Raw genomic sequence first — 21,292 nt, 5'->3', positions numbered from 1 at the left:
AGTGAGATCGGCGTTTCTGTAATACCCCTACATGGTGTGCGACTATCCATTCATTGCGGCCGCGTAGCTCGCCCCGGATAATACACCCACCGTTTCCACTATCTGATGAGGCCGCACGTGAGTCAGCAAGCGCTCGAAAACGTTTTTCAAGAATGGCAAGGCAACGAAGCCTTGGCGGAGCAGATGATCCCGTTAGTAGGGCAGCTCTATCGTCAGAATAATGTCGTTGCCACCATGTTCGGACGTTCGCTGATCAAACGCTCGGTCATTCGTATCCTTAAAGACCACCGCTTCGTGCGTAAAATAGAAGGCACTGAGCTCTTGGTTGAGGATACTTACCCCATTGTGAAGGGCATGGTCGCTTTGAACCTTGGCCCCGCCCACGTGGATGTAGGCAAGCTGGCGGTGATGTTCAAGAACCAGGGCGGTGGCGATGTCGACGCCTTCCTGCGTAAAGAGCTCCACGAAATTATTGATGGCTACCAGCCAGGTGCCAGCACCGGTGAGCCGCAAGATGTGGTGCTCTACGGTTTTGGCCGCATTGGCCGTTTGCTGGCACGGGTGATGATTGAGAAAGCCGGTGGCGGTAACTTGTTACGCTTGCGCGCTATTGTGGTTCGCGGCCGTGGCGATGTAGCCAAAGACCTGGAAAAACGCGCTAGCCTGCTGCGCCGTGATTCCGTGCACGGGCCCTTTGATGGCACCATCATGGTCGATGCCGATGCCCGCACGCTGACGGTCAACGGCAATGTGATTCAGGTCATTTACGCCGACTCGCCCAGCGAGATTGACTATACCGAGTATGATATCGATAACGCGGTGATTGTTGATAATACCGGTATCTGGCGCGATGAAGAGGGTTTGGGCCAGCACCTGAAGTGTAAAGGCGCTGCCAAAGCGTTGCTAACGGCACCGGGTAAAGGCGATATTAAAAACATCGTTTACGGTATTAATCACGAATCCATTGGCGACAGCGATCTCATCGTCTCTGCTGCCTCTTGCACTACCAATGCGATCGTTCCGGTATTGAAGGTGCTCAACGATGAGTACGGTGTGGTGAATGGTCATGTGGAAACCGTGCATGCCTATACCAACGACCAGAACTTGATCGACAACTACCATAAAGGCGACCGTCGCGGCCGTAGTGCGGCGCTGAACATGGTATTGACCGAGACAGGAGCCGCCAAGGCGGTAGCCAAAGCGCTGCCTGAGCTTGAAGGTAAGTTGACCGGTAATGCTATTCGCGTGCCGATCCCCAATGTCTCAATGGCCATTCTTAACCTGACTCTCGATAAAACCACCGACGCAGTCGCACTTAATGACTACTTGCGGCGCATGTCGATTGAGTCCGCCTACCAGAAGCAAATCGACTTTGTCGACTCTGCAGAGGTGGTGTCATCGGACTTTGTGGGCAACCGCCATGCCGGTATTGTCGATGCTAAAGCGACTATCGCTAATGGCCATCATGCGGTCGTATACATGTGGTACGACAATGAATTTGGCTACAGTTGCCAAGTCGTGCGTATTTTACAGCAGATGTCTAACGTGCGTTTTTTGAAGCTGCCGCGCTAACCTCAGGGGCCAGATTGCCCTTATGCGGGGCTGTCCGGCTCATTGCGTTTACCAACGCCACCTTAGGGTGGCGTTTTTTTTACCTCAATAAAGCCTTTTTTCGTTGTCTATAACACTTTAGGTGGCCCTCAGGGATGTGGTCATTGGACGCGCTTATCTTTATAATACGATGGATTTTTCGGGGTGGTTCAAGTGCTGCTTGGGCCGGACTGGTAACGATCTGAGCAGAAAATAACAATTCACTGAGCAGAACATAAGCATTCGAACCCCATACCTTCGTATATCCGATCCAACAACTGGGCGAGACTATGATCGAAGTCAAAAAAGGCCTGGATCTCCCCATCACGGGAGCGCCCGAGCAGCGTATTGAAGATGCGCAGGCTGTGCGCCATGTGGCAATCCTGGGAACTGACTACGTTGGCATGAAGCCGACAATGGAAGTCCAGGAAGGGGATAAGGTCAAACTAGGCCAATTGCTCTTCACCGATAAGAAAATTGATGGTGTGCGCTATACAGCGCCCGCTGCCGGTGAAGTGCTTGCAATAAACCGTGGCGAAAAACGTCGTTTACTATCTGTCGTGATCAAAGTCGACGAAACTGAGGAAGCGGTTGAATTCGCGGCTCACGATCGTAATGCCTTAGTGCAGCTTGAGCGTCAGGTCGTTGTCGACCAACTGGTAGAGTCGGGACTCTGGACTGCATTACGCACTCGTCCTTTCTCGCGCACGCCGGCCATTGATAGCACGCCGGCCGATATTTTTGTAACTGCCGTGGATACGCATCCACTTAGCCCTGACCCTGCCCTGATCATTAATGAACAGGCGCAGGCATTCGAGGATGGCCTCAAGGTGTTAGCGCGCCTGACCGAGGGCAACGTCTTCCTATGTACAGGCGAAAACGGTACAGGCGAAAACGCCTCAATTCCGGGCGGTGATGTGGATGGCGTAAAGACAGAAAGCTTTGCTGGACCGCATCCGGCAGGCCTTGTCGGCACCCATATTCATTACCTTTCGCCGGTCGCACTGCATAAAAAAGTGTGGCACATCGGCTATCAGGACGTTATCGCGTTCGGTAAGTTCTTTGTCGAAGGCAAGTTGGATATGAGCCGAGTGGTCGCCATTGGTGGCCCGCGTGCTGAAAACCCTCGCTTGGTCCGTACACGTGTCGGCGCCAGCACGGATGAACTCTTGGCAGGCGAAATCATCAAACCCGATGACACCCGCGTTATCTCTGGTTCAGTATTCTCTGGTTTTGCCGCTGAAGGTAAGTTGACCTACCTTGGCCGCTTCAGCAATCAACTAAGTTTGCTGGAAGAAGGCAACAAGCGCACGTTTATGGGATGGCTCTCTCCCGGTGCTAATCGCCACTCGGTCTTAGGTATCTACATCTCTAAGATTAAAGGCTTAAGCAACTATGCGCCGACCACCTCTACCAATGGCTCCGAGCGTGCTATGGTGCCGGTAGGTGCTTATGAAACGGTGATGCCGTTGGATATCATGCCAACTCAGCTACTGCGTTCGTTGATCGTGGGCGACATTGAGGTTGCCATGCAGCTTGGGTGTTTGGAGCTGGACGAAGAGGATCTGGCGCTGTGCACGTATGTTTGCCCCGGCAAATACGAATATGGCCCCATCCTGCGTGACAATCTCACCATGATCGAGAAAGAGGCCTGATGATGGGTATTCAACAGACACTCCAAAATATCGAGCCGCATTTCCACAAAGGCGGAAAGTACGAAAAGTTCTATCCGCTATTTGAAGCGGTAGATACCATTTTCTATACACCGCCGAGCGTGGCTAAAACCACTGCGCACGTGCGTGATGGTATCGATCTAAAGCGCATCATGATTACCGTATGGATGTGTACCTTCCCAGCCATGCTGTTCGGTATGTGGAACGCAGGCTGGCAGGCTAACACCGCCATCGACGCAGGCTATGCCTCTATGGCTGGCTGGCGTGAAGCCATTATGATGACGTTGGCTGGTGGACATGACCCAAGCAGCTTCTGGGCTAACTTTGTCCTCGGTGCTACCTACTTCTTGCCCATTTATCTTGTCACCTTTGTGGTTGGTGGCTTCTGGGAAGTGCTCTTTGCTATCAAGCGTGGCCACGAAGTTAACGAAGGTTTCTTCGTTACCTCGGTGCTGTTTGCGCTGATCCTGCCGGCTACTATTCCGTTGTGGCAGGTGGCTCTGGGCATCACCTTTGGTGTGGTGATCGGTAAAGAGATCTTCGGTGGCACGGGTAAGAACTTCTTGAACCCCGCGCTAACCGGCCGTGCATTCCTTTACTTTGCCTACCCAGCGCAGATCTCCGGTGACTCTGTATGGGTGGCCGCCGATGGCTATACCGGTGCGACGGCACTCTCAATGGCGTTCCAGGACGGTATGTCTGCGCTGACCGACGCCTTTAGCTGGTGGGATGCCTTCCTTGGCTTTATCCCCGGCTCAGTGGGGGAGGTCTCGACGCTGGCGATCTTTATCGGCGCTGCAGTGCTACTGTGGACGGGGATTGCCTCCTGGCGAATCATGCTGGGGGTGTTCCTGGGCATGGTGGTAACCAGTACGCTGTTTAACCTGATCGGGTCTGACTCGAATCCAATGTTTGCCATGCCGTGGTACTGGCATCTGGTCATCGGTGGTTTCGCCTTCGGTATGGTATTCATGGCGACTGATCCGGTGTCAGCCTCGATGACCAACCAAGGTCGTCTGCTGTTTGGTGCGCTGATAGGTGTGATGACCGTCTTGATTCGCGTTGTGAACCCGGCTTTCCCGGAAGGCATCATGTTGGCAATTCTGTTCGCTAACCTGTTTGCACCGCTGATTGACCATTTCTTCGTCCAGGCCAACATTAAGCGTCGCGTGAAGCGTACCGGCGTTCCGGCCGAGGAGACTGCCTAATGGCACAAGGTAACAACTCCATCAAAAAAGTCCTGATTGTGGCGTTCTCACTGTGTATCGTGTGCTCCGTCATCGTCTCGACCGCTGCGGTCGCTTTGCGACCCATGCAGCAGCTTAACCAGGAGCTTGATCGTAAAACTAATATCTTAAACGTTGCCAAGCTTTATGAGCCGGGTATGGACGTTGAAAAGGTATTTAGCGACGAGATCACTGCTCGAGTCGTTGACCTGGATACGGGCGAGTACTCTGATGAGTTTGATCCCGATACCTACGATAGCTTTGAAGCTGCTCGTGATCCCGCCTCGGGTCGCACGCTTTCTGGCGAGCAGGACATCGCGGGTCTATCACGCGTCGAAAACTACGCCACGGTTTACCTGATTGGTGGTGAAGACGACCCGGAACAGATCGTGCTGCCGATTCGTGGTCAAGGCCTGTGGGGCTTAATGCGCGGCTTCCTGGCCGTAGAGGGTGACGGCAATACCATCGTCAGTATCACCTACTACGAGCACAGCGAAACGCCAGGCCTGGGTGCTGAAGTTAATAACCCGCGCTGGCAAGCACAGTGGGAAGGTAAGAAAATTTACGATGAAGAGGGTGACCTCTCACCGGAAATTCACCTGACCAAAGGCGGCGCCAGTGACGAATACGAAGTCGATGCGCTATCTGGCGCTACGCTAACCAGTAACGGCGTCACTAATATGCTGCAGTTCTGGCTAAGCGAAGAAGCTTTCGGTCCCTATTTGGCTAAATTCCGCAGTGGTACAGAGCCGGAAGACGCCGAAGAGACCGATACCAACTTCGAAGACGTTGAGGGGGCCTGATCATGGCGGACGTAAATGCAAAAGGCGTTTTAACGGCGCCGATTTTTCATAACAACCCCATTGCGCTGCAAATTCTGGGGATCTGTTCAGCACTGGCGGTAACCACCAGCATGAGCGTATCGCTCGTTATGGCGCTGGCGGTTATCTTCGTAACGGCATTTTCTAACCTGTTCGTATCGTTGATCCGGAATCATATTCCCTCTTCGATTCGTATTATCGTACAGATGACCATTATTGCCTCGCTGGTTATCGTGGTTGATCAGATTCTCAAGGCGTATGCCTATGAGATGTCTAAGCAACTCTCGGTATTTGTGGGCTTGATCATTACCAACTGTATCGTCATGGGGCGTGCGGAAGGTTTTGCGATGTCCAATACCCCGGGCATGTCGTTTTTAGACGGTATCGGCAACGGCCTCGGTTATGGCTTTGTACTCATGGTGGTGGGTTTCTTCCGTGAGCTGCTGGGGGCAGGTAGCGTATTCGGGATTACTATCCTCCAGACCGTCCAAAACGGTGGCTGGTACGTTCCCAACGGTCTGCTGTTACTGCCGCCTTCCGCGTTCTTTATTATCGGTCTACTGATTTGGGTGATGCGTTCCGTTAACCCTGAGCAGGTAGAAGATAATGAGTTCAAAATGAAGGAAAACACCAAGCCCAAGGAGGCCGTGTAACATGGAACATTATCTGAGTCTTTTTGTTGCCTCGGTGTTTGTAGAAAACATGGCGCTGGCCTTCTTCCTGGGGATGTGTACTTTCTTGGCGGTTTCCAAAAAAGTCTCCTCAGCGATTGGCCTGGGCATTGCGGTTATTGTGGTGCTGACCGTCACCGTACCGGTTAACAACCTTGTCTATACCTTCCTGCTGCAGGAAGGCGCGTTGACCTGGACCGGTATTAGCGGTGCTGAAAACATTGACCTTTCATTCCTTGGGTTGCTCTCCTATATCGGTGTTATTGCCGCGCTGGTACAGATCATGGAAATGTTCCTTGATAAGTACGTGCCGTCGCTCTACAACGCGCTAGGGGTTTTCCTACCGCTGATTACCGTTAACTGCGCCATTCTTGGTGGCGTGCTGTTTATGGTGGAGCGTAGCTATAACTTTGGCGAAGCCGTGGTGTATGGCTTCGGTGCGGGCACCGGTTGGGCATTGGCTATTGCTGCCCTGGCGGGTATTCGTGAAAAGCTGAAGTACAGCGATGTGCCGGGTGGCCTCCAAGGGCTGGGCATTACTTTCATCACCGTGGGGCTGATGTCGTTGGGCTTTATGTCCTTCTCGGGCATTCAGCTTTAATCGGAGCCGGTTTTTCCCAGCGGTGCCAGACGCCGCTGGGTAATAGAAACCTCCAGCAATAGGAAACCGACATGGTTGATACAACAGTCATCTTGCTCGGTGTTGTCATGTTCACGGTCATCGTTATTAGCTTAACGGCGATCATTCTGGCAGCGCGCAGCAAGCTTGTGAGTAGTGGGGACGTGACCATTGAGGTCAATGGCGACCCCGAGCACACATTGCAGACCCAGGCCGGTGGCAAACTGCTAAACACGCTAGCAGCCAACGGCATTTTCCTCTCTTCCGCCTGCGGTGGCGGCGGTTCTTGTGCCCAGTGTAAGTGCCGGGTAGAAGAGGGCGGTGGCTCTATTCTGCCCACTGAAGAGTCGCACTTCACCATGCGTGAGAAGAAAGAGGGCTGGCGCCTCTCTTGTCAGGTACCTGTGAAACAGGACATGAAAGTCGAAGTGCCTGAAGAGGTCTTTGGGGTTAAGAAGTGGGAGTGCGAGGTTATCGCTAACCCCAATGTGGCCACCTTTATCAAAGAGCTGAACCTGAAACTGCCTGAGGGTGAAGAAGTCGCCTTCCGTGCCGGTGGCTATGTCCAGCTCGTTGCGCCGCCTTACGATGTCAAGTTTGCTGATTTTGATATTGAAGAGGAGTACCGGGGTGACTGGGAAAAATTTGATATGTTCAAAATTTCCCACAAGAGCAACGAGGAAGTGATTCGCGCTTACTCCATGGCGAACTACCCGGATGAGAAGGGTATCCTCAAGTTCAACATCCGTATCGCCACGCCGCCTCCGGGCACGGATCATCCGCCTGGCTTAATGTCGACTTACGTCTTTAATCTTAAAGAAGGCGATAAGGTCACTGTGATGGGGCCGTTCGGTGAGTTCTTTGCCCGTGATACTGACGCCGAAATGATCTTTATCGGTGGTGGTGCAGGTATGGCACCGATGCGCAGTCACATCTTCGATCAGCTGAAGCGCTTGAAGTCTGAACGCAAGATTACCTTCTGGTACGGTGCACGCTCCTGGCGTGAAACCTTCTACAACGAAGAGTACGACAAGTTAGCCGAAGAGTTCCCTAACTTTGAGTGGCACTTGGCGCTGTCTGATCCTCAGCCGGAAGATAACTGGGAAGGGCCGACAGGCTTTATCCATAACGTACTGTTCGAAAACTATCTGAAGGATCACCCTGCGCCTGAAGATTGTGAGTACTACATGTGTGGACCGCCGATGATGAACGCCTCGGTTATCAAGCTACTGCTTGATATGGGCGTTGAGCCGGAAAATATCCTGTTGGATGATTTCGGTGGCTAAACGGTCGGCGTAAGTCGATAGTAGCGTTAAGCGGGGCTGGCCTTTTGGGCTGGCCCCGTTTGTTTATATAACTTTGTGAAGGGAATGACTTATCACCGCGCTGATAAGAGGAGCTTGGCTAAGGTATAATCATTTTAATGATGAATGACCGTGAGGCACTTATCACTACGGCTGTTGTCGTCAGGTAAGGCCAATAATTTTAAGCGAAGCAATGTAAAGCTGGGAGGTTGATATGACAATTTGGCTACTGGTATTCGGTTTCATGGCACTGATTATGGGTGCTATGGCTGTGGGCGTCATCATGGGCCGCAAACCAATTGCCGGTTCTTGCGGCGGTTTGAATCAAATCGGCATGAAAGATGGCTGTGATATCTGCGGTGGCAAAGATGAGGTTTGTGAAGAAGAGAACCGCAAGCGAGGTGGTGTGCGTCGCCGTAGCGATGAAAGCCGTGGTGCCGATTTGGGCTATGACGCTACACGTCGCTAACAAGACTGCGGTGTATGCAGCGGGAATGATTGATCAAAAATAGCAAGGGGACGCAGAGAGCATGGCGGTTCACAATTACGATGTGGTGGTTATCGGTACGGGGCCTGCGGGGGAAAGCGCTGCCATCAACGCTGCAAAGCATGGTAAGCGCGTAGCGATCATTGAGAAGCAGGCGCAGGTCGGTGGCAACTGTACTCACTGGGGTACTATTCCTTCCAAAGCGTTGCGTCATCAGGTCAAACAGATCATGGCGTTCAACACTAACCGTATGTTCCGCGATATCGGTGAGCCACGTTGGTTCTCCTTTCCCAAAGTCATGGAGCGTTCACGCGGTACGATCGATAAACAGGTAGAGATGCGCACCACCTTCTATGCGCGAAACCGCATCGACCTGTTCCATGGCGTCGCCCGTTTTAAGGATGAGCATACCCTGGTGGTGCGTGACCGCCAGGAGGGCATGGAAGAGCTGGTGGCTAAGAAAATCGTCATTGCCACCGGTTCACGTCCCTATCGCCCTGCGGATATTAACTTCCGCCATCCGCGTATTTACTGCTCTGACACCATATTAAGCCTCTCGCATACCCCGCGTACTCTGGTCATTTTCGGGGCTGGTGTGATTGGCTGTGAATATGCGTCGATCTTTTCCGGTTTGGGCGTCAAGGTCGATCTAATTAATAACCGCGACAGCCTGCTGTCGTTTCTGGATGACGAGATTAGCGATGCGCTCTCTTACCATTTGCGTAAGCACGGTGTGTTGGTTCGTCATAATGAAGAATACGACAGTGTGGAGGGCGATGAGTCAGGCGTCGTTGTGCGCCTCAAGTCAGGTAAGAAAATTCGCGCGGACGCCTTTTTATGGGCCAATGGCCGAACGGGTAATACCGATAGTTTAGGTTTGGAGAATATTGGCTTAAACGCCAATGGACGCGGGCAACTCAGTGTTGATGAGCATTATCGTACCGAAGTTCCGCATATCTACGCCGCAGGCGATGTGATTGGCTGGCCGAGTTTGGCCAGCGCAGCTTACGATCAAGGCTTGAACTCGTGCAATGAGTTGCTCGACAAAGAGTATCGCTTCGTCAGTGATGTGCCCACCGGTATCTACACCATCCCCGAAATCAGTTCCTTTGGCCCTAATGAGCGTGAATTGACCGAAGCGAAGGTGCCCTACGAAGTAGGCAAAGCCTTCTTCAAAGATACCGCCCGGGCACAAATTACCGGTGATACCGTGGGCATGCTTAAAATTCTTTTCCATCAGGACACCCTGGAAATCCTCGGCATCCACTGTTTCGGTGATCAGGCCTCGGAAATTTTGCATATCGGCCAAGCCATCATGCAGCAAGAGGGCGATGCCAATACGCTCAAGTACTTCGTGAATACCACCTTTAACTATCCCACCATGGCAGAAGCATACCGGGTGGCTGCGCAGAACGGTTTAAACCGGGTTTTCTAACCGGAGCTTCGCTGTTCCGTCGAGGTTTAGGAGTCGCTGGGCTCGCGAATCAGGGTGTGAGCGTAAGTTAGTGGGTCGTTATAAGGTGAGGGGGCATTAGGGGGCAACAGGCTTTCAACGCGGTTGCGCCCCAGTGCTTTGGCTTGGTAGAGCGCTTTGTCGGCAAACGAGTAAAGCTGCTCAAACGTCAGCGAGCCACTTTGACACGTCGTAACGCCAATGCTAATAGTCGGATTGGCGTGTAGCACTTCATCAATCAGCGTATGAACTTCAATCTCGCGGCGCAGCCGATCGGCTACCTGTAGCGCATCATGGGTAGCAGTGTTGGGCATCAATAAACAAAACTCCTCGCCACCAATTCTCGCTAATGTATCCGATGGCCGGCATAGCAGGCGAAGCTGCTTACTAATCTGGCGTAGCACCTCATCGCCGATGGGGTGCCCATAGGTGTCGTTGATTTTCTTGAAGTGATCGATATCCAGCAGCATTAGACTCAACGGTGCCTGAGCACGCTGTGCCTGGGTGAGCGCGGCGGAGACGACTTTGACCAAGTGTCGCCGGTTATATAGCCCGGTCAGTTCATCGGTTAGCATTAGTTGATGCATGGTGTTGCGCTGACGGCGCAGGTAAATAACTGCCAGGCAGAGTGTGGTTGCCGCGCTGACCATTAACACCAGTAGCACACTCACGGCGATCGACAGGCGTTGCATAATCAAGCGCTGTTGACCAGCAATGGTGCGAACGTCCTCTAGCAGTTGATTATACAGCCATACTTGAGAGGCACCGACCTCCATGGCCGTATCCTGTAATGATTCGATAAGTTCTGGTCGCCGTTGAGCCTCGCGCGTTTGCTGGTTTAATTTAGCAAGGTGGCTATTAAGCCTATTAAAATAGTTTTTGAGATACTCAACATCCGAAATGATATAACGATGGCGTTCAATACTGCTCTGGAGGTTATCTAAATGCTGCTTGGACAGGGTAGTAAAGTAATCGATGATTTCAATATGCTCGTTGCGAGGTCGGCGGCTACCCTCTTCTAGAGCGGCCCGTAACTGAGGTGTCGCTTGTTGAGCGAGCACAATGTCGCTAATCAACGTGGTGTAGTCAGCACTGGCTTTTTGGCAAGCACTGTAGACGTAACTAGCCATTACTACGGACATTGCGCAGAGTATGGCAGCAAAAACAGACGCAAAGCGCCCGCCAGGCTGACGTAAAAACAGACGCATCATCCTGAGATAATCAACGAGCTGGCAGTAGTGACGCCCCTCTTTACATACTGCCGAGTAGGCGCAAATTCGTTGGGCGAAAAAGTGGGGTCATCAGCAGAGTGCTTCCGTTGCAAAGGGCAGTTCCGCATGGCACCTCTCCCGTTTATGGTTAGGTAATCCAATGAACAGCTTTAAAACATCATCCTTATGCAACTTAAGCACTCGCTTGCCATATGTGCCATCCCACAACTTTACTAATTGCAGGATCATACTTGTGCTCGTTATTATTAATAACGCTGTTAGTGATTGATATTTAATCGTTATTTAGAGAGTCTAAGGCTAAGCGTGCTTTTTCTCGCCAGCTACCATCAAGGGAGGCAGCGTGGGTTAATGCTTCGCGCGCGTCTTCAGGCGCATCGCTTTGCAGTAGTAAAAGGCCTAGATTTAGCCATGCCGCGCCCATTGACTCATCCAGCTCGGTTGCCCGCTCAAACGCCTTGCGTGCGTTGTAGGGTTGTTGGTCAGCGTAAAGCGCGTTGCCTAGCGCAAACTGCCCCATGGCATTGCCAGGATGGCGCTCTACAAACGCTTGCCAGCTTGAAAGCGTGGCGAGCGGCCCATGGGACTCTTCGTAGGCGCTAATCGCTTCCAGCGCGTTACGGGCGGTAATGCCCTCGGGCAGTGTGCCCGGCTCGGCGACGACAAACCCCCAGCGTTCTGTACGTGCCCAGGTGGCATCGAAGCGGCTGAACGACATCGTATGACGCTCAATTTCGCCGCTGCGCAGGATGAGCGTTTCACTGGGCAGGTCGTAGCCAATAGCGACGGCGTAGTGCCACATAGGGTAAATCGGCAGCGACAAATTCTGCATGACGACCACCGGATCGCCCGCTGCCAAATGGTTTAATAGGGCATCCATGGTGCCGCGAATAGGAAACGCCAGCTGCTTATGCCGCCGCACTGTCGCTAGCATTTCTGGCTGCACACTGCCATCGCGGCCGGGTAGGAATACCTGAGGAATCAGCTCTTCAACGTCGGTGTCGACACCCTGATGATTGAGTACCATCGCCAGCGTGGCAGGGCCGCACTGATATTCCGTTTGGGCATAAAACGGCACGTTGGTGATTTCTGCATGGGGTGGTAGCGCTTGATAGGTGCTTTGCAGTAATACCGGATTTCGCGCGCAGCCGCTAAGTAGTAGCAGCATAATAAAAACGCCCGCAAAGCGGGCGTTAGTAAGCAGGTAGGTCATGTGCTGCCTATTGATTAACGAGTAAACGGGTAAACGTCGGTCAGGCCGAGAATATCGGTTACCAGCAGGATGATGAAAACGGCAAATAAGGCGCCTACAACGCCAGCACCGGCAGGCAGTTGCTCAAGCTGTTCGGCCATTTGCTGCGCTTCAGCATCACTGAGTGATGCAACGCGAGCCTCGACTTCGTCCAGATCAACACCCTGTTTTACCAGCTGATCTTGCACATCGGCGCGGGCTAGAATTTCGTTGATACGCTCGCGATCAGCGCCAGCATGGTCAGTTGCCAAAGCAGATTGGGTAGTGACTAAATCCATGGATTGAGGCGCAGTAGGGGCCGCTGCAACGGGTAAGCTGGTAATAACAAGCGCTGCAATCAACAGGGTGGAGAGGTAAGCACGCAATGTTTTCATCGTCTTCTTCCTTATAGACTAGTCGGGGTGGTGTGGGATGAGTATAGAAACAAACGGGGCATTTTTTAAGGGCAATGTGCAAAGTGCTAATTATTTGCACTAATGCGATAGGTCCAGGCGGACTCGGAGAGCAGCCCGCGGCCCCCGGCCATGGTCATCGCCAAATCGTGCAGGCCGGGCCATAGCGGCACCGCCGCCACGCCTTTGACGGCTAAATCGAGGCGCTGCGCCATTAACAGCAATTTATGCAGTCGCTTCATAGGCAGTCGGCCAATCGCTTTCTGGTACGCCGGGCGGCGCTTATCAAAAATCATCGGCTTTTGGGTTTTGCAGGCGTGCTCAAAGCTTTGGCCTTGATCCAGGTGCTGATGCAGCGAGAGCAGGATACGTAGCTCCCGGCTAAGCGCCCACAGCACAATCGGGGCCTCAACTCCTTCACTGCGCAATCCGTTGACAATGCGCGAAGCGCGGCTGGATTCGCCTTTTAAGCAGGCATCGGCCAAGTTGAAAACATCGAAGCGGGTGCTGTCTTCGACTCCTTGGGCAATGCTCTCGACATTTAAGCGCGTGCCCTGAGGGTGAATCAGTGCCAGCTTCTGCAGCTCCTGATCGGCCGCCAGTAGATTGCCTTCGGTGCGCTCGCCCAGCAGTCGGGCGGCGTCCAGGTCAATCTGTAAACCATGAAATGATGCCCGGTCGCGCAGCCAATAACCCAACCGGGAGGCATCTACTGGCCACACCGGTACAAACAGGCCGTGTTTATCCAGCGTTTTAAACCAGGCGGTTTTCTGCTGTTTGGCGTCTAGCTTGCCCATACTGATCAGTAGTACGTCGTCGCTGTTATCCAGGGTTTCAGCGTACTGCGTCAACGCTTTACTGCCTTCTTGGCCTAGCTTGTGATTGCCTAGCCGCAGTTCCAGCAGCTTGCTGGTCGCAAACAGCGAGAGATTGCTCGACATTTCCATCAACCGGCCCCAAGCGAAATTGGGCTCCACGTCGAGGACTTCCCGCTCTTCAACGCCTGCTTGGCGCGCGGCGGCCCTCACCGCATCGCAGGCGTCGCGATGCTGTAAGGGCTCATCGCCCGCGACAATTACTACGCGGGGTAGCTTTTTTGCCAACGCAGCGGGTAGCTGATCAGCAAATACCTTCACTGCATGCCCTCAACGTAAGCCAGGCGTTCGATAATGCGATCAGAGAGCTGGCGTGAAAGCGTTTGCTCAGCTTCCATCATCAGCGTTTCACGGTTGAGCAGGTCGTCATCGCTGACCCGAATACGCGTATCCGTAGACAGGGTCTGGTTATTGATGTGATAGGCATTGGATGCTCGCTCCTGTACCGAAAGGCGAATGCTGAGCGTTAGCTCGTGTTCGCGGCTTGCCCGGCCATCGCCACCCAAGCGACGCTCGGTTAAGGCCGGCGTGCCCAGGGTAACCCGCCAGGGCGCATCAGAGGCGACCTGGGTGCCTAGCTGTTGAAGGCGTGAGGCGACCTGCTGAGCTACGGCACTGTTGGTGTCGCCCTCTAAGGCCAGGGTCGGCAGGGTAGGCAGCGATGCTTGGCCACGTAGATGAAACCCGCAGCTGCTGAGCAGCACCGCCGCCGAGGCGGCGATGCTTGTGGTTAGAAAAGTGCGTCGGTTCATCCACTCACCACGATGTTAACCAGTTTGCCGGGCACCACGATCACTTTACGCACGGTGTTGCCTTCAAGGAAACGTTGTACGTTTTCGTGTTCCATGGCGAGTTTTTCGATGGACGCTTTATCGGCGCTTGAAGGTACCTCAAGGCGAGCGCGCAGTTTACCGTTGACCTGCACCACCAGCTCAATAGAGTCGCGTGTAAGGGCAGATTCATCCACCACCGGCCAGGTTGCTTCAATCGCCGGGCCTGAGTGGCCAAGCGCTTCCCAGAGACTATGGCACAGGTGCGGCGTAATCGGCGAGAGCAGCAGCACGCAGGCTTCCAGCGCTTCGCGGCTAACCGCCAGGCCAGGCTCAGAGCTATCGTCGAACTTGCCAACCGCGTTAGAGAGCTCCATTACCGCGGCAATGGCGGTATTGAAGGTGGTACGGCGGCCAATATCGTCGCTGGCTTTTTTGATGGTCTCGTGGGTTTTCCGGCGCAGCGCTTTTTGGTCGTCGTTAAGCGCATAGCTGTTCAGCGTGCCCGGCGTTCCCGCCGCCAAGTGTTCATTCACCTGACGCCATAGGCGCTTCAAGAAGCGGTGGGCGCCTTCAACGCCGGAGTCCGACCACTCCAGGGACTGCTCGGGCGGGGCGGCAAACATCATAAACAGGCGCACGGTATCGGCACCGAACTTGTCGATCATCGACTGCGGGTCAACGCCGTTGTTTTTCGATTTGGACATCTTCTCGATGCCGCCCATCTCCACCGGCTCGCCGTCGCTCATCAAAATAGCGCTAAGCGGGCGACCTTTCTCATCACGCTTCACTTCCACGTCAGCGGGGTTAAACCACTGCTTGCCGCCGTTATCGGTAGGGCGGTAGAAGGTCTCGGCGATCACCATGCCTTGGGTCAACAGCTGCTGGAACGGCTCGTCGGAATCCACCAAACCGAAGTCGCGCATCAGCTTGTGGAAGAAGCGGGCATACAGCAGGTGCAGAATGGCGTGTTCAATACCGCCGATATAGAGATCCACCGGCAGCCAGTAGTTGGCGCGGTCATCTAGCATAGCTTCGGTATTATCCGCACAGCAGAAGCGCGCGTAGTACCAGGACGACTCCATAAAGGTGTCGAAGGTATCGGTTTCGCGCGTCCAGCCATCGCCCAGGTCAGAAAACGCGGGCATCTTTTTCAGCGGCGAGCCGGAGGCATCGACGGTGACTTCCATGGGTAGCGATACCGGCAGCTCGTCATCCGTCAACGGTACCGTCTGACCTTCCGGGCCGTATTTAACCGGAATCGGCGCACCCCAGTAGCGCTGGCGGGCAACGCCCCAATCGCGCAGGCGGAAGTTGGTTTTGACTTCGCCACGGCCCAGTTCCGCCAGCTTCGCGGCAATGGCATCGAACGCTTGCTCAAAGCCCAGCCCATCGAACTCCCCGGAATTGACCACGGTGCCGTACTCGGCGTAAGCGGCTTCGGAAATGTCTGCAGGTTTGCCACTTTCATCGGCAATCACTGCTTTAATTGGGACGCCGTACTTGGTGGCAAACTCCCAGTCGCGCTGGTCGTGGCCGGGTACCGCCATCACCGCACCGGTACCAAACTCCATCAGCACGAAGTTAGCCACGTAAACGGGCACTTCATCACCGGTTAGCGGGTGAACCGCCATATGCCCGGTGAGCATGCCTTTCTTCTCTTTGGTGGCCATCTCGGCCTCGGAAGTGCCACCCCTGGCGCACTCATCACAGAAAGCTGCAAGCTCACTGTTCTGCTCGGCCGCCTGCTTGGCTAGCGGGTGGCCAGCGGCCACCGCCACATAAGTAACGCCCAGCAGCGTGTCCGGGCGAGTGGTATAAACCGCCAGCGGCTCATTGGCTTGGCCATCAGCGCCTTTGACATCAAAGGTCAGCTCGACACCGCGGGATTTACCAATCCAGTTGCGCTGCATGGTTTTGACCTGCTCGGGCCATTCGACTTTATCCAGGTCGGCCAGCAGCTCATCGGCGTAGTCGGTAATCTTCAAGAACCACAGCGGTATCTCTTTACGCTCCACCAGCGCACCGGAGCGCCAGCCGCGGCCTTCGATAACCTGCTCATTGGCGAGCACGGTCTGGTCAACCGGATCCCAGTTCACCGTCGACATTTTCTTATATACCAAGCCTTTTTCCACCAGCTTGGTGAAGAACCACTGCTCCCAGCGGTAGTAGCTGGTATCGCAGGTAGCGAACTCGCGGCTCCAGTCATAGGCAAACCCCAGTGCCTTCAACTGATTGCGCATGTAATCGATGTTTTGGTAGGTCCACTTGGCAGGCGGCACCTGATTCTGAATGGCGGCGTTTTCCGCGGGCATGCCAAACGCATCCCAGCCCATGGGCTGCATGACATTTTTACCCTGCATGCGCTGGAAACGGGACACAACGTCGCCGATAGTGTAGTTACGCACGTGGCCCATGTGCAGCTTGCCGCTGGGGTAGGGGAACATGGAGAGGCAGTAGAACTTCTCGCGGTTGGCGTCCTCTACGGCTTTGAAGCACTGATGTTTGTCCCAGTACTGCTGGGCGTCGCGTTCGATATCACGAGGGCTGTAGTGTGCGTCCATCGGTTTATTAATGCCTTGGCGTATTCGCCCAAAAGGGGCGCAAAGTGAATGTTAGATGACATCTGTCAGATAAGTGAGGTCGATTGTATCCTATGCGGGTGTATCCTTGAACGGTAAGCCGATGATAGGAAACCGTACGCGTCGACAAAAGGAGAAGCACCATGAGTGAACAACAGAATGACAATCGCCTACGCGAAGGCTACGAACGCTTGCTGGAGCGGATGCAGGGGGGCGCTAACGAGCTAACCTGGGAAAACTTACAGAAGGATCTGGACGACGCGGTCGAGTTTGAAGCGGAGCTGGAAGAGTACACCAAAGACGAGCTAGCCCTGCTGCGTGCCTGGGTCGAGCGTGACCTGAAAGATATGCGCTACTACATGGCAGACACCGGCAAGCAGGTGGCCAGCTGGTTGGGCATTGATATCGACGGCCTTTCCCGCCGCGTGGCGGAGTCGCTGCTTTCGATTGCTGATCGCAGCGTGGTCGAACGCGAGCGCTTTGAGGAGGATTTAGAAGCTGCCCGCGCGGACTACTGCGAAGGTGAAATGGCGGCGCCCGGCCTAATGGCCTGCACCCACTGCGATGCTCAGGTAATGCTGCCATCTGTTGCCCGCCTGGAACCCTGCCACCAGTGCGGCCACCGCTACTTCTACCGTTTTCCCAATAAAATCATTGAGACCTGATCGATTAGGTAGCCAGTAAACTGACGCCTGCAATCGCCCCCAGCGAGAGCAGGCTCATGACCGCCGCGTAGAGCAGGTTATTTTTCATCATGCGGTAGCCGCTCACCCCGTAGCGACCCTGCAGTGACAGGTTGATCCCCGAAAGCGGGCCCACGCTGGTGCCCACTGCCCACGAGGTTAACGCCACAAACGCAAACACGGTTTGTTCGCCGCCCTGCAAATTGAGGATCGACGCCAGCACCGATACGCCAATAATGGGATGTAAACCTGCCAGTGCGCTCAACGTGATCCCCGCAAAGCTAAGCATCGCCTGGGGCGCACCAAAGCGGGTGAACAATGTCCAGTCGCTGCCAGCCGCGGCGGTTACCAGTGTCGAAAGGCCAATGGTTAATAACCCCGCCGCCAAAAACAGCGAAATCTCCCCGCGCATGGCGGGTAACCGCGTGGTGGTGTGCTGACGAATCCGCCGCAGGGTAAATTTGGGCCCATGGGGCAGGTTACTTAGCAGCGCAACGCTAGGTAGCAGAAAGGTAATAATACTGACGATGGTCAGGGCAGGGGTGAGCACAAAGTGAAACAGCATCACCAACGCCGCCATGCCCACCGGCATCAACAGGCTGCGCGGTGCCAGCGAGTAGCCATCCACCTCAGCAAGATCGAACCGCCGCCTAAGCTCCAGCGTGGTTAACAGCCCTGACAGCATCGCCATGGGAAAGCCCACCACGGCAATTTGCGCGTACTCAACGTCGGGCACCAGCGCGATCACCACACCCATGGAGGCAAAAAACGGCGACCACAGTGCCGCGCTGCTCAGCCCACGGTTAAGCGCCAACAGCTGCGGTGTCGTCAGCGGGCCACGCCGGGCCAGTTTATCGCCCACCATAAACACGGTAGAGAGATTTAAAATCGTACCCAGGAAGTGAACGCCCAGCCAAGTACGCAGCACGCCACCCGCCCCAGTCACTCGGCTGCCTGTCGCACCCTTGTTGCCTTGCTTACCAATCAGCGAGATAAAACTAACGCCCACCAGCATAGCCGCCACAAACGAATTGCCCTGCAACATAGCGGGCCAATCCACCTCTGCGCCATACACAAACCGCGCCACCAGCAGCATGCCAGCGCCCAGTGCGATTAGCACGGCCGCCTGGATACGCGAACGACGGGGAATATCCCGCCACAGCAACAAAACCGCCGCCCACAGCAAATAGCTCACCGCATGGGCAGTGCTCAACCAGCCGGTAAAGCCAATAATTTGTGCGATCAAACCAAGCAAAATCAGCACGCCCGCCAAGCGCTGCCGAGAAGTCGTCTCTTGCATGCCAAACCCTTAATAGTGAATTAGCAGGCTAATCGGATTTGCGAAGGAAGGCCAGCGCAACAGCGCCTCAACATTGTGGGAGGGCGCTTCAGCGCGCGAAGATTAAGCCGCAATGCTGGCGGTGTTACTGAAATGTAAGAAAGCAACCTTGTAGCGCGTGGTAACGAATCTGCGAGGAACGAGCAAATGAGGCACCCGCGGGAGCATCGCGCAGCGATGCCAGATCCATGCAACTAACGAGCCGTTGCCCTCAGAGAGGAAACACTTTTTTTCATCGATACGTGACCTAATCCAAATTTATGAATAAGGTATGATTAATTAGTCAGATTCGGTCGCAAGCGGAGCGTTTTAACGTAACCCAGGTGCGCCGTGGCGGTAGCGTGGTTTCGTTTTAGCTCATTAGCCTAAAGGGCAGCGCACACCGGCAAATTCCTTCCTCAGGTCAGGGGAGGGCTATCAAATTCATAGGCCCACACACTCGATTTAATACGTGCATAACCTCTTAGTGAGAAAGCACAACAGGTAATCGACGCGGGCGTTTAGCTCGTGAAAAGGTACCAATATCACCCAATTGCATATCAAGGATATGGCGATACAGAAATACTAAAGCATTAAGCGCTTGGTTTTGTGTAGCTGCAGCCACATATAGCTCTCCGGCAAGGTGCTCCAGAAAAGCTTGGACTTCAGAAGGGCCCATACTGGCAGGGTGTCGCACCCCATGATAGCGAATGAAGTAACGTATCCAGTAACAGTATGTTTTTTCAGTACGTGGGCTGTAGCGCTTTACTCGCATAACAGCTTTCACACGATCCATTAGTTTCGGAGGCCTGCTTTGCATATCCATTTGGTGTCTGTCTTCTGATGGTGGATATGTATACAGTATTATTGCGTTTGGCAAAACGCGCAAGCATGCGAATTCTGCAAACGCAGCCTAATTAATGTTAATTTATTTTAAAATCATGTGGTTATGTGCGAAAAGGTAGGCTACATTTACTAAGTAAACATGCTGGCGCGTTCATCCAATTATAGGACGCGCCGTCTAATACCTGTTAGAAAAGACTATCTATGAGTATGAGTCAAAAGTACGCAGACCTTGATAATCTATGGTGTGAGTGGCCGGAGGCAACGTCTGCAATTATGCCCCACATCGAAGAGAATGAAGTGCTGCAAGGTAAGTCTAGCTGGGGCTTTCGAGAAGGCCGTGTTGTTGCGAGTCATGGTGGTGGATACTCAGTTTCGACTTCATACAGTGCTTACGATTCGTCGGCGCAGTCAATAGTCATGCTATACGTCCAAGCATGCGTTACCGGTTGTGACGAGGTGACAGTAAAAACTACCAAGCGAGAGCCGGTACAGGAGTAATCGTGCCCTGTTGGAGCGTTTCTAACCATGTCAGTCACGGCGACGGTTACTGCATTGCGGCTTCGCCTCCATTTCGTAGCCGCGCGTGCTGAGCGGCGTTATGTGGATCAAGGAGGGTGAGAGGGGCTTATGGATATCGGATCAGATCAGTTTTCGAACTTGATAGCGTGCATATCTTTGGTGATTTCTGGAATTTTGGCTGTTCTCTACGTAAGAGACAGGCGAAATGCCAAGTTTACTATCGCTAATGATTACATTAATCAGCTCTTGCAGTGGCATCATTCCGTTGTCGAAGTTCTCACTGAGCTCAGGCTTAGGGAGTTTTCTGAGCATGACGATGAAAAGCAATCTTTGCTAATCGCGCTCTCAGCGTCTATCGAAAAGGGCAGATTCTTCTTTCCAAATATCAAACCCGATGAGTATGGGATAGATAAGCCTCCAGCCTACCGAGGGTACAGGAATATAGGTTTAGACTTTCTAGTGGCATCATACAATTTGCACCACAAGCCGAGGAGCGCGAGCTTGAATGGGCAAGCTGAACAGTTGCAGCGCCTATTTACGTCGGTCGTATACGAGATAATCAGCCCAAGTGAGCGCCTTGAGACTATTCGCGAACTTACAGATAGATATTTTGTGAAGGGGTTGTCGGTAGAGGACTTACAGGAGCCAGGGCAGTTGTCTGCTGTAAGCCATATGTGGGAACGCCCCGCAAAATCCACATAATACAAATGTTATATGCATGCGTGATCTTGGGGTATGTATGAAATTAATAAATATTGATGAAGATGCACCAGATATATTCTTTATATTTGTGGACCAATTTAACCCCACTACGTATCACAACTTTAATCTAACCAAAATGTTTTTTTCAGGTTCTGTGGCCTCATGTTCGGATGAAGAGTTCGCAAGGAAATATATAGAGGGAACGGTGCGATATCTTCCCTATGAACCCTGCCACAATGACGTTCTCGCGATATCTCCGTACTTTCTAACGGCAATCAAT

The 21,292-nt window shown here is 53.5% G+C and carries 19 protein-coding genes; 11 read left to right on the top strand and 8 right to left on the bottom strand.

The features are described from left to right. Positions 1–117: 117 nt before the first annotated feature. The 9 genes from U738_RS10060 (at position 118) to sthA (ending at position 9,826) form a co-directional block, all read left to right on the top strand. Positions 118–1,572 (top strand): glyceraldehyde-3-phosphate dehydrogenase, encoded by a 1,455-nt coding sequence (locus tag U738_RS10060; RefSeq protein ID WP_035579826.1) that lies wholly within the window; start codon positions 118–120, stop codon positions 1,570–1,572. Positions 1,573–1,880: 308 nt separating this feature from the next. Beyond that, on the top strand, positions 1,881–3,245 hold the full coding sequence (locus tag U738_RS10055; protein ID WP_035579824.1) for a Na(+)-translocating NADH-quinone reductase subunit A: 1,365 nt from the start codon (positions 1,881–1,883) through the stop codon (positions 3,243–3,245). Next, positions 3,245–4,471 (top strand): NADH:ubiquinone reductase (Na(+)-transporting) subunit B, encoded by a 1,227-nt coding sequence (locus tag U738_RS10050; protein WP_035579821.1) that lies wholly within the window; start codon positions 3,245–3,247, stop codon positions 4,469–4,471. The genes U738_RS10055 and U738_RS10050 overlap by 1 nt, the downstream gene beginning before the upstream one ends. Next, positions 4,471–5,292, top strand: coding sequence for a Na(+)-translocating NADH-quinone reductase subunit C (locus U738_RS10045; RefSeq protein ID WP_035579817.1), 822 nt, complete (start codon positions 4,471–4,473; stop codon positions 5,290–5,292). Before U738_RS10050 ends, U738_RS10045 begins: the two co-directional genes overlap by 1 nt. A 2-nt stretch (positions 5,293–5,294) precedes the next feature. Next, positions 5,295–5,963, top strand: a complete 669-nt coding sequence (locus U738_RS10040; RefSeq protein WP_035579814.1) for an NADH:ubiquinone reductase (Na(+)-transporting) subunit D — start codon at positions 5,295–5,297, stop codon at positions 5,961–5,963. 1 nt (position 5,964) lies between these two features. Next, on the top strand, positions 5,965–6,582 hold the full coding sequence (gene nqrE, locus U738_RS10035) for an NADH:ubiquinone reductase (Na(+)-transporting) subunit E (protein WP_009286984.1): 618 nt from the start codon (positions 5,965–5,967) through the stop codon (positions 6,580–6,582). A 71-nt stretch (positions 6,583–6,653) separates the two neighbouring features. Continuing rightward, positions 6,654–7,886 carry an NADH:ubiquinone reductase (Na(+)-transporting) subunit F gene (nqrF, locus tag U738_RS10030; protein ID WP_035579811.1) on the top strand — a complete coding sequence of 411 codons (1,233 nt, stop codon included), beginning with the start codon at positions 6,654–6,656 and terminating at the stop codon, positions 7,884–7,886. 232 nt (positions 7,887–8,118) lie between these two features. Next, the gene (nqrM, locus tag U738_RS10025; RefSeq protein WP_022523176.1) at positions 8,119–8,373 is read left to right on the top strand and encodes a (Na+)-NQR maturation NqrM; all 255 of its coding nucleotides are present in this window, start codon (positions 8,119–8,121) and stop codon (positions 8,371–8,373) included. A gap of 61 nt (positions 8,374–8,434) precedes the next feature. After that, positions 8,435–9,826: a Si-specific NAD(P)(+) transhydrogenase gene (gene sthA / locus U738_RS10020; RefSeq protein WP_035579809.1), complete on the top strand. Its 1,392-nt coding sequence runs from the start codon at positions 8,435–8,437 to the stop codon at positions 9,824–9,826. 26 nt (positions 9,827–9,852) lie between these two features. Here the strand turns inward: sthA and U738_RS10015 are convergent, their stop codons facing one another. The 6 genes from U738_RS10015 to leuS all read right to left on the bottom strand — a co-directional run bounded on the left by U738_RS10015 (position 9,853) and on the right by leuS (position 16,926). Next, complete coding sequence (locus tag U738_RS10015) at positions 9,853–10,974, bottom strand: GGDEF domain-containing protein (RefSeq protein ID WP_231896838.1); 1,122 nt, start codon at positions 10,972–10,974, stop codon at positions 9,853–9,855. A gap of 373 nt (positions 10,975–11,347) precedes the next feature. Continuing rightward, positions 11,348–12,286, bottom strand: coding sequence for a PA2778 family cysteine peptidase (locus U738_RS10010; RefSeq protein ID WP_035579803.1), 939 nt, complete (start codon positions 12,284–12,286; stop codon positions 11,348–11,350). A 14-nt stretch (positions 12,287–12,300) separates the two neighbouring features. Further along, positions 12,301–12,699 carry a PA2779 family protein gene (locus U738_RS10005; protein ID WP_035579800.1) on the bottom strand — a complete coding sequence of 133 codons (399 nt, stop codon included), beginning with the start codon at positions 12,697–12,699 and terminating at the stop codon, positions 12,301–12,303. A gap of 86 nt (positions 12,700–12,785) precedes the next feature. After that, the gene (gene holA / locus U738_RS10000) at positions 12,786–13,853 is read right to left on the bottom strand and encodes a DNA polymerase III subunit delta (protein WP_035579797.1); all 1,068 of its coding nucleotides are present in this window, start codon (positions 13,851–13,853) and stop codon (positions 12,786–12,788) included. Further along, positions 13,850–14,344 (bottom strand): LPS-assembly lipoprotein LptE, encoded by a 495-nt coding sequence (locus tag U738_RS09995; protein WP_035579794.1) that lies wholly within the window; start codon positions 14,342–14,344, stop codon positions 13,850–13,852. Before U738_RS09995 ends, holA begins: the two co-directional genes overlap by 4 nt. After that, the gene (gene leuS, locus U738_RS09990; RefSeq protein ID WP_035579790.1) at positions 14,341–16,926 is read right to left on the bottom strand and encodes a leucine--tRNA ligase; all 2,586 of its coding nucleotides are present in this window, start codon (positions 16,924–16,926) and stop codon (positions 14,341–14,343) included. Before leuS ends, U738_RS09995 begins: the two co-directional genes overlap by 4 nt. A 161-nt stretch (positions 16,927–17,087) precedes the next feature. Between leuS and U738_RS09985 the strand changes: the two genes are divergently transcribed. Then, positions 17,088–17,609 (top strand): zinc ribbon-containing protein, encoded by a 522-nt coding sequence (locus U738_RS09985; RefSeq protein ID WP_035579788.1) that lies wholly within the window; start codon positions 17,088–17,090, stop codon positions 17,607–17,609. 4 nt (positions 17,610–17,613) lie between these two features. On the opposite strand, the gene U738_RS09980 is transcribed toward U738_RS09985, so the two are convergent. Continuing rightward, complete coding sequence (locus U738_RS09980; RefSeq protein WP_035579785.1) at positions 17,614–18,927, bottom strand: hypothetical protein; 1,314 nt, start codon at positions 18,925–18,927, stop codon at positions 17,614–17,616. A gap of 502 nt (positions 18,928–19,429) precedes the next feature. Next, positions 19,430–19,771: a phage integrase N-terminal SAM-like domain-containing protein gene (locus U738_RS09975; RefSeq protein WP_081899080.1), complete on the bottom strand. Its 342-nt coding sequence runs from the start codon at positions 19,769–19,771 to the stop codon at positions 19,430–19,432. A 647-nt stretch (positions 19,772–20,418) separates the two neighbouring features. On the opposite strand from U738_RS09975, the gene U738_RS09970 reads away from it, so the two are divergent. Continuing rightward, positions 20,419–21,012 carry a hypothetical protein gene (locus U738_RS09970; protein WP_035579782.1) on the top strand — a complete coding sequence of 198 codons (594 nt, stop codon included), beginning with the start codon at positions 20,419–20,421 and terminating at the stop codon, positions 21,010–21,012. The last annotated feature ends 280 nt before the right edge of the window (positions 21,013–21,292 follow it).

This window comes from Halomonas sp. TG39a (assembly GCF_000744395.1).
Lineage (GTDB): Bacteria > Pseudomonadota > Gammaproteobacteria > Pseudomonadales > Halomonadaceae > Vreelandella > Vreelandella ventosae_B.
The sequence above is the reverse complement of the archived record's forward strand: the minus strand, read 5'-3'. Positions and strand labels throughout refer to the sequence as shown.

Coding starts and splice junctions, on each gene's coding strand:
- U738_RS10055 (WP_035579824.1), top strand. CDS start 1,881: ATGATCGAAGTCAAAAAAGGCCTGGATCTCCCCATCACGGGAGCGCCC.
- U738_RS10050 (WP_035579821.1), top strand. CDS start 3,245: ATGATGGGTATTCAACAGACACTCCAAAATATCGAGCCGCATTTCCAC.
- U738_RS10045 (WP_035579817.1), top strand. CDS start 4,471: ATGGCACAAGGTAACAACTCCATCAAAAAAGTCCTGATTGTGGCGTTC.
- U738_RS10040 (WP_035579814.1), top strand. CDS start 5,295: ATGGCGGACGTAAATGCAAAAGGCGTTTTAACGGCGCCGATTTTTCAT.
- nqrE (WP_009286984.1), top strand. CDS start 5,965: ATGGAACATTATCTGAGTCTTTTTGTTGCCTCGGTGTTTGTAGAAAAC.
- nqrF (WP_035579811.1), top strand. CDS start 6,654: ATGGTTGATACAACAGTCATCTTGCTCGGTGTTGTCATGTTCACGGTC.
- nqrM (WP_022523176.1), top strand. CDS start 8,119: ATGACAATTTGGCTACTGGTATTCGGTTTCATGGCACTGATTATGGGT.
- sthA (WP_035579809.1), top strand. CDS start 8,435: ATGGCGGTTCACAATTACGATGTGGTGGTTATCGGTACGGGGCCTGCG.
- U738_RS10015 (WP_231896838.1), bottom strand. CDS start 10,974: ATGGCTAGTTACGTCTACAGTGCTTGCCAAAAAGCCAGTGCTGACTAC.
- U738_RS10010 (WP_035579803.1), bottom strand. CDS start 12,286: ATGACCTACCTGCTTACTAACGCCCGCTTTGCGGGCGTTTTTATTATG.
- U738_RS10005 (WP_035579800.1), bottom strand. CDS start 12,699: ATGAAAACATTGCGTGCTTACCTCTCCACCCTGTTGATTGCAGCGCTT.
- U738_RS09995 (WP_035579794.1), bottom strand. CDS start 14,344: ATGAACCGACGCACTTTTCTAACCACAAGCATCGCCGCCTCGGCGGCG.
- leuS (WP_035579790.1), bottom strand. CDS start 16,926: ATGGACGCACACTACAGCCCTCGTGATATCGAACGCGACGCCCAGCAG.
- U738_RS09985 (WP_035579788.1), top strand. CDS start 17,088: ATGAGTGAACAACAGAATGACAATCGCCTACGCGAAGGCTACGAACGC.
- U738_RS09980 (WP_035579785.1), bottom strand. CDS start 18,927: ATGCAAGAGACGACTTCTCGGCAGCGCTTGGCGGGCGTGCTGATTTTG.
- U738_RS09975 (WP_081899080.1), bottom strand. CDS start 19,771: ATGGATATGCAAAGCAGGCCTCCGAAACTAATGGATCGTGTGAAAGCT.
- U738_RS09970 (WP_035579782.1), top strand. CDS start 20,419: ATGGATATCGGATCAGATCAGTTTTCGAACTTGATAGCGTGCATATCT.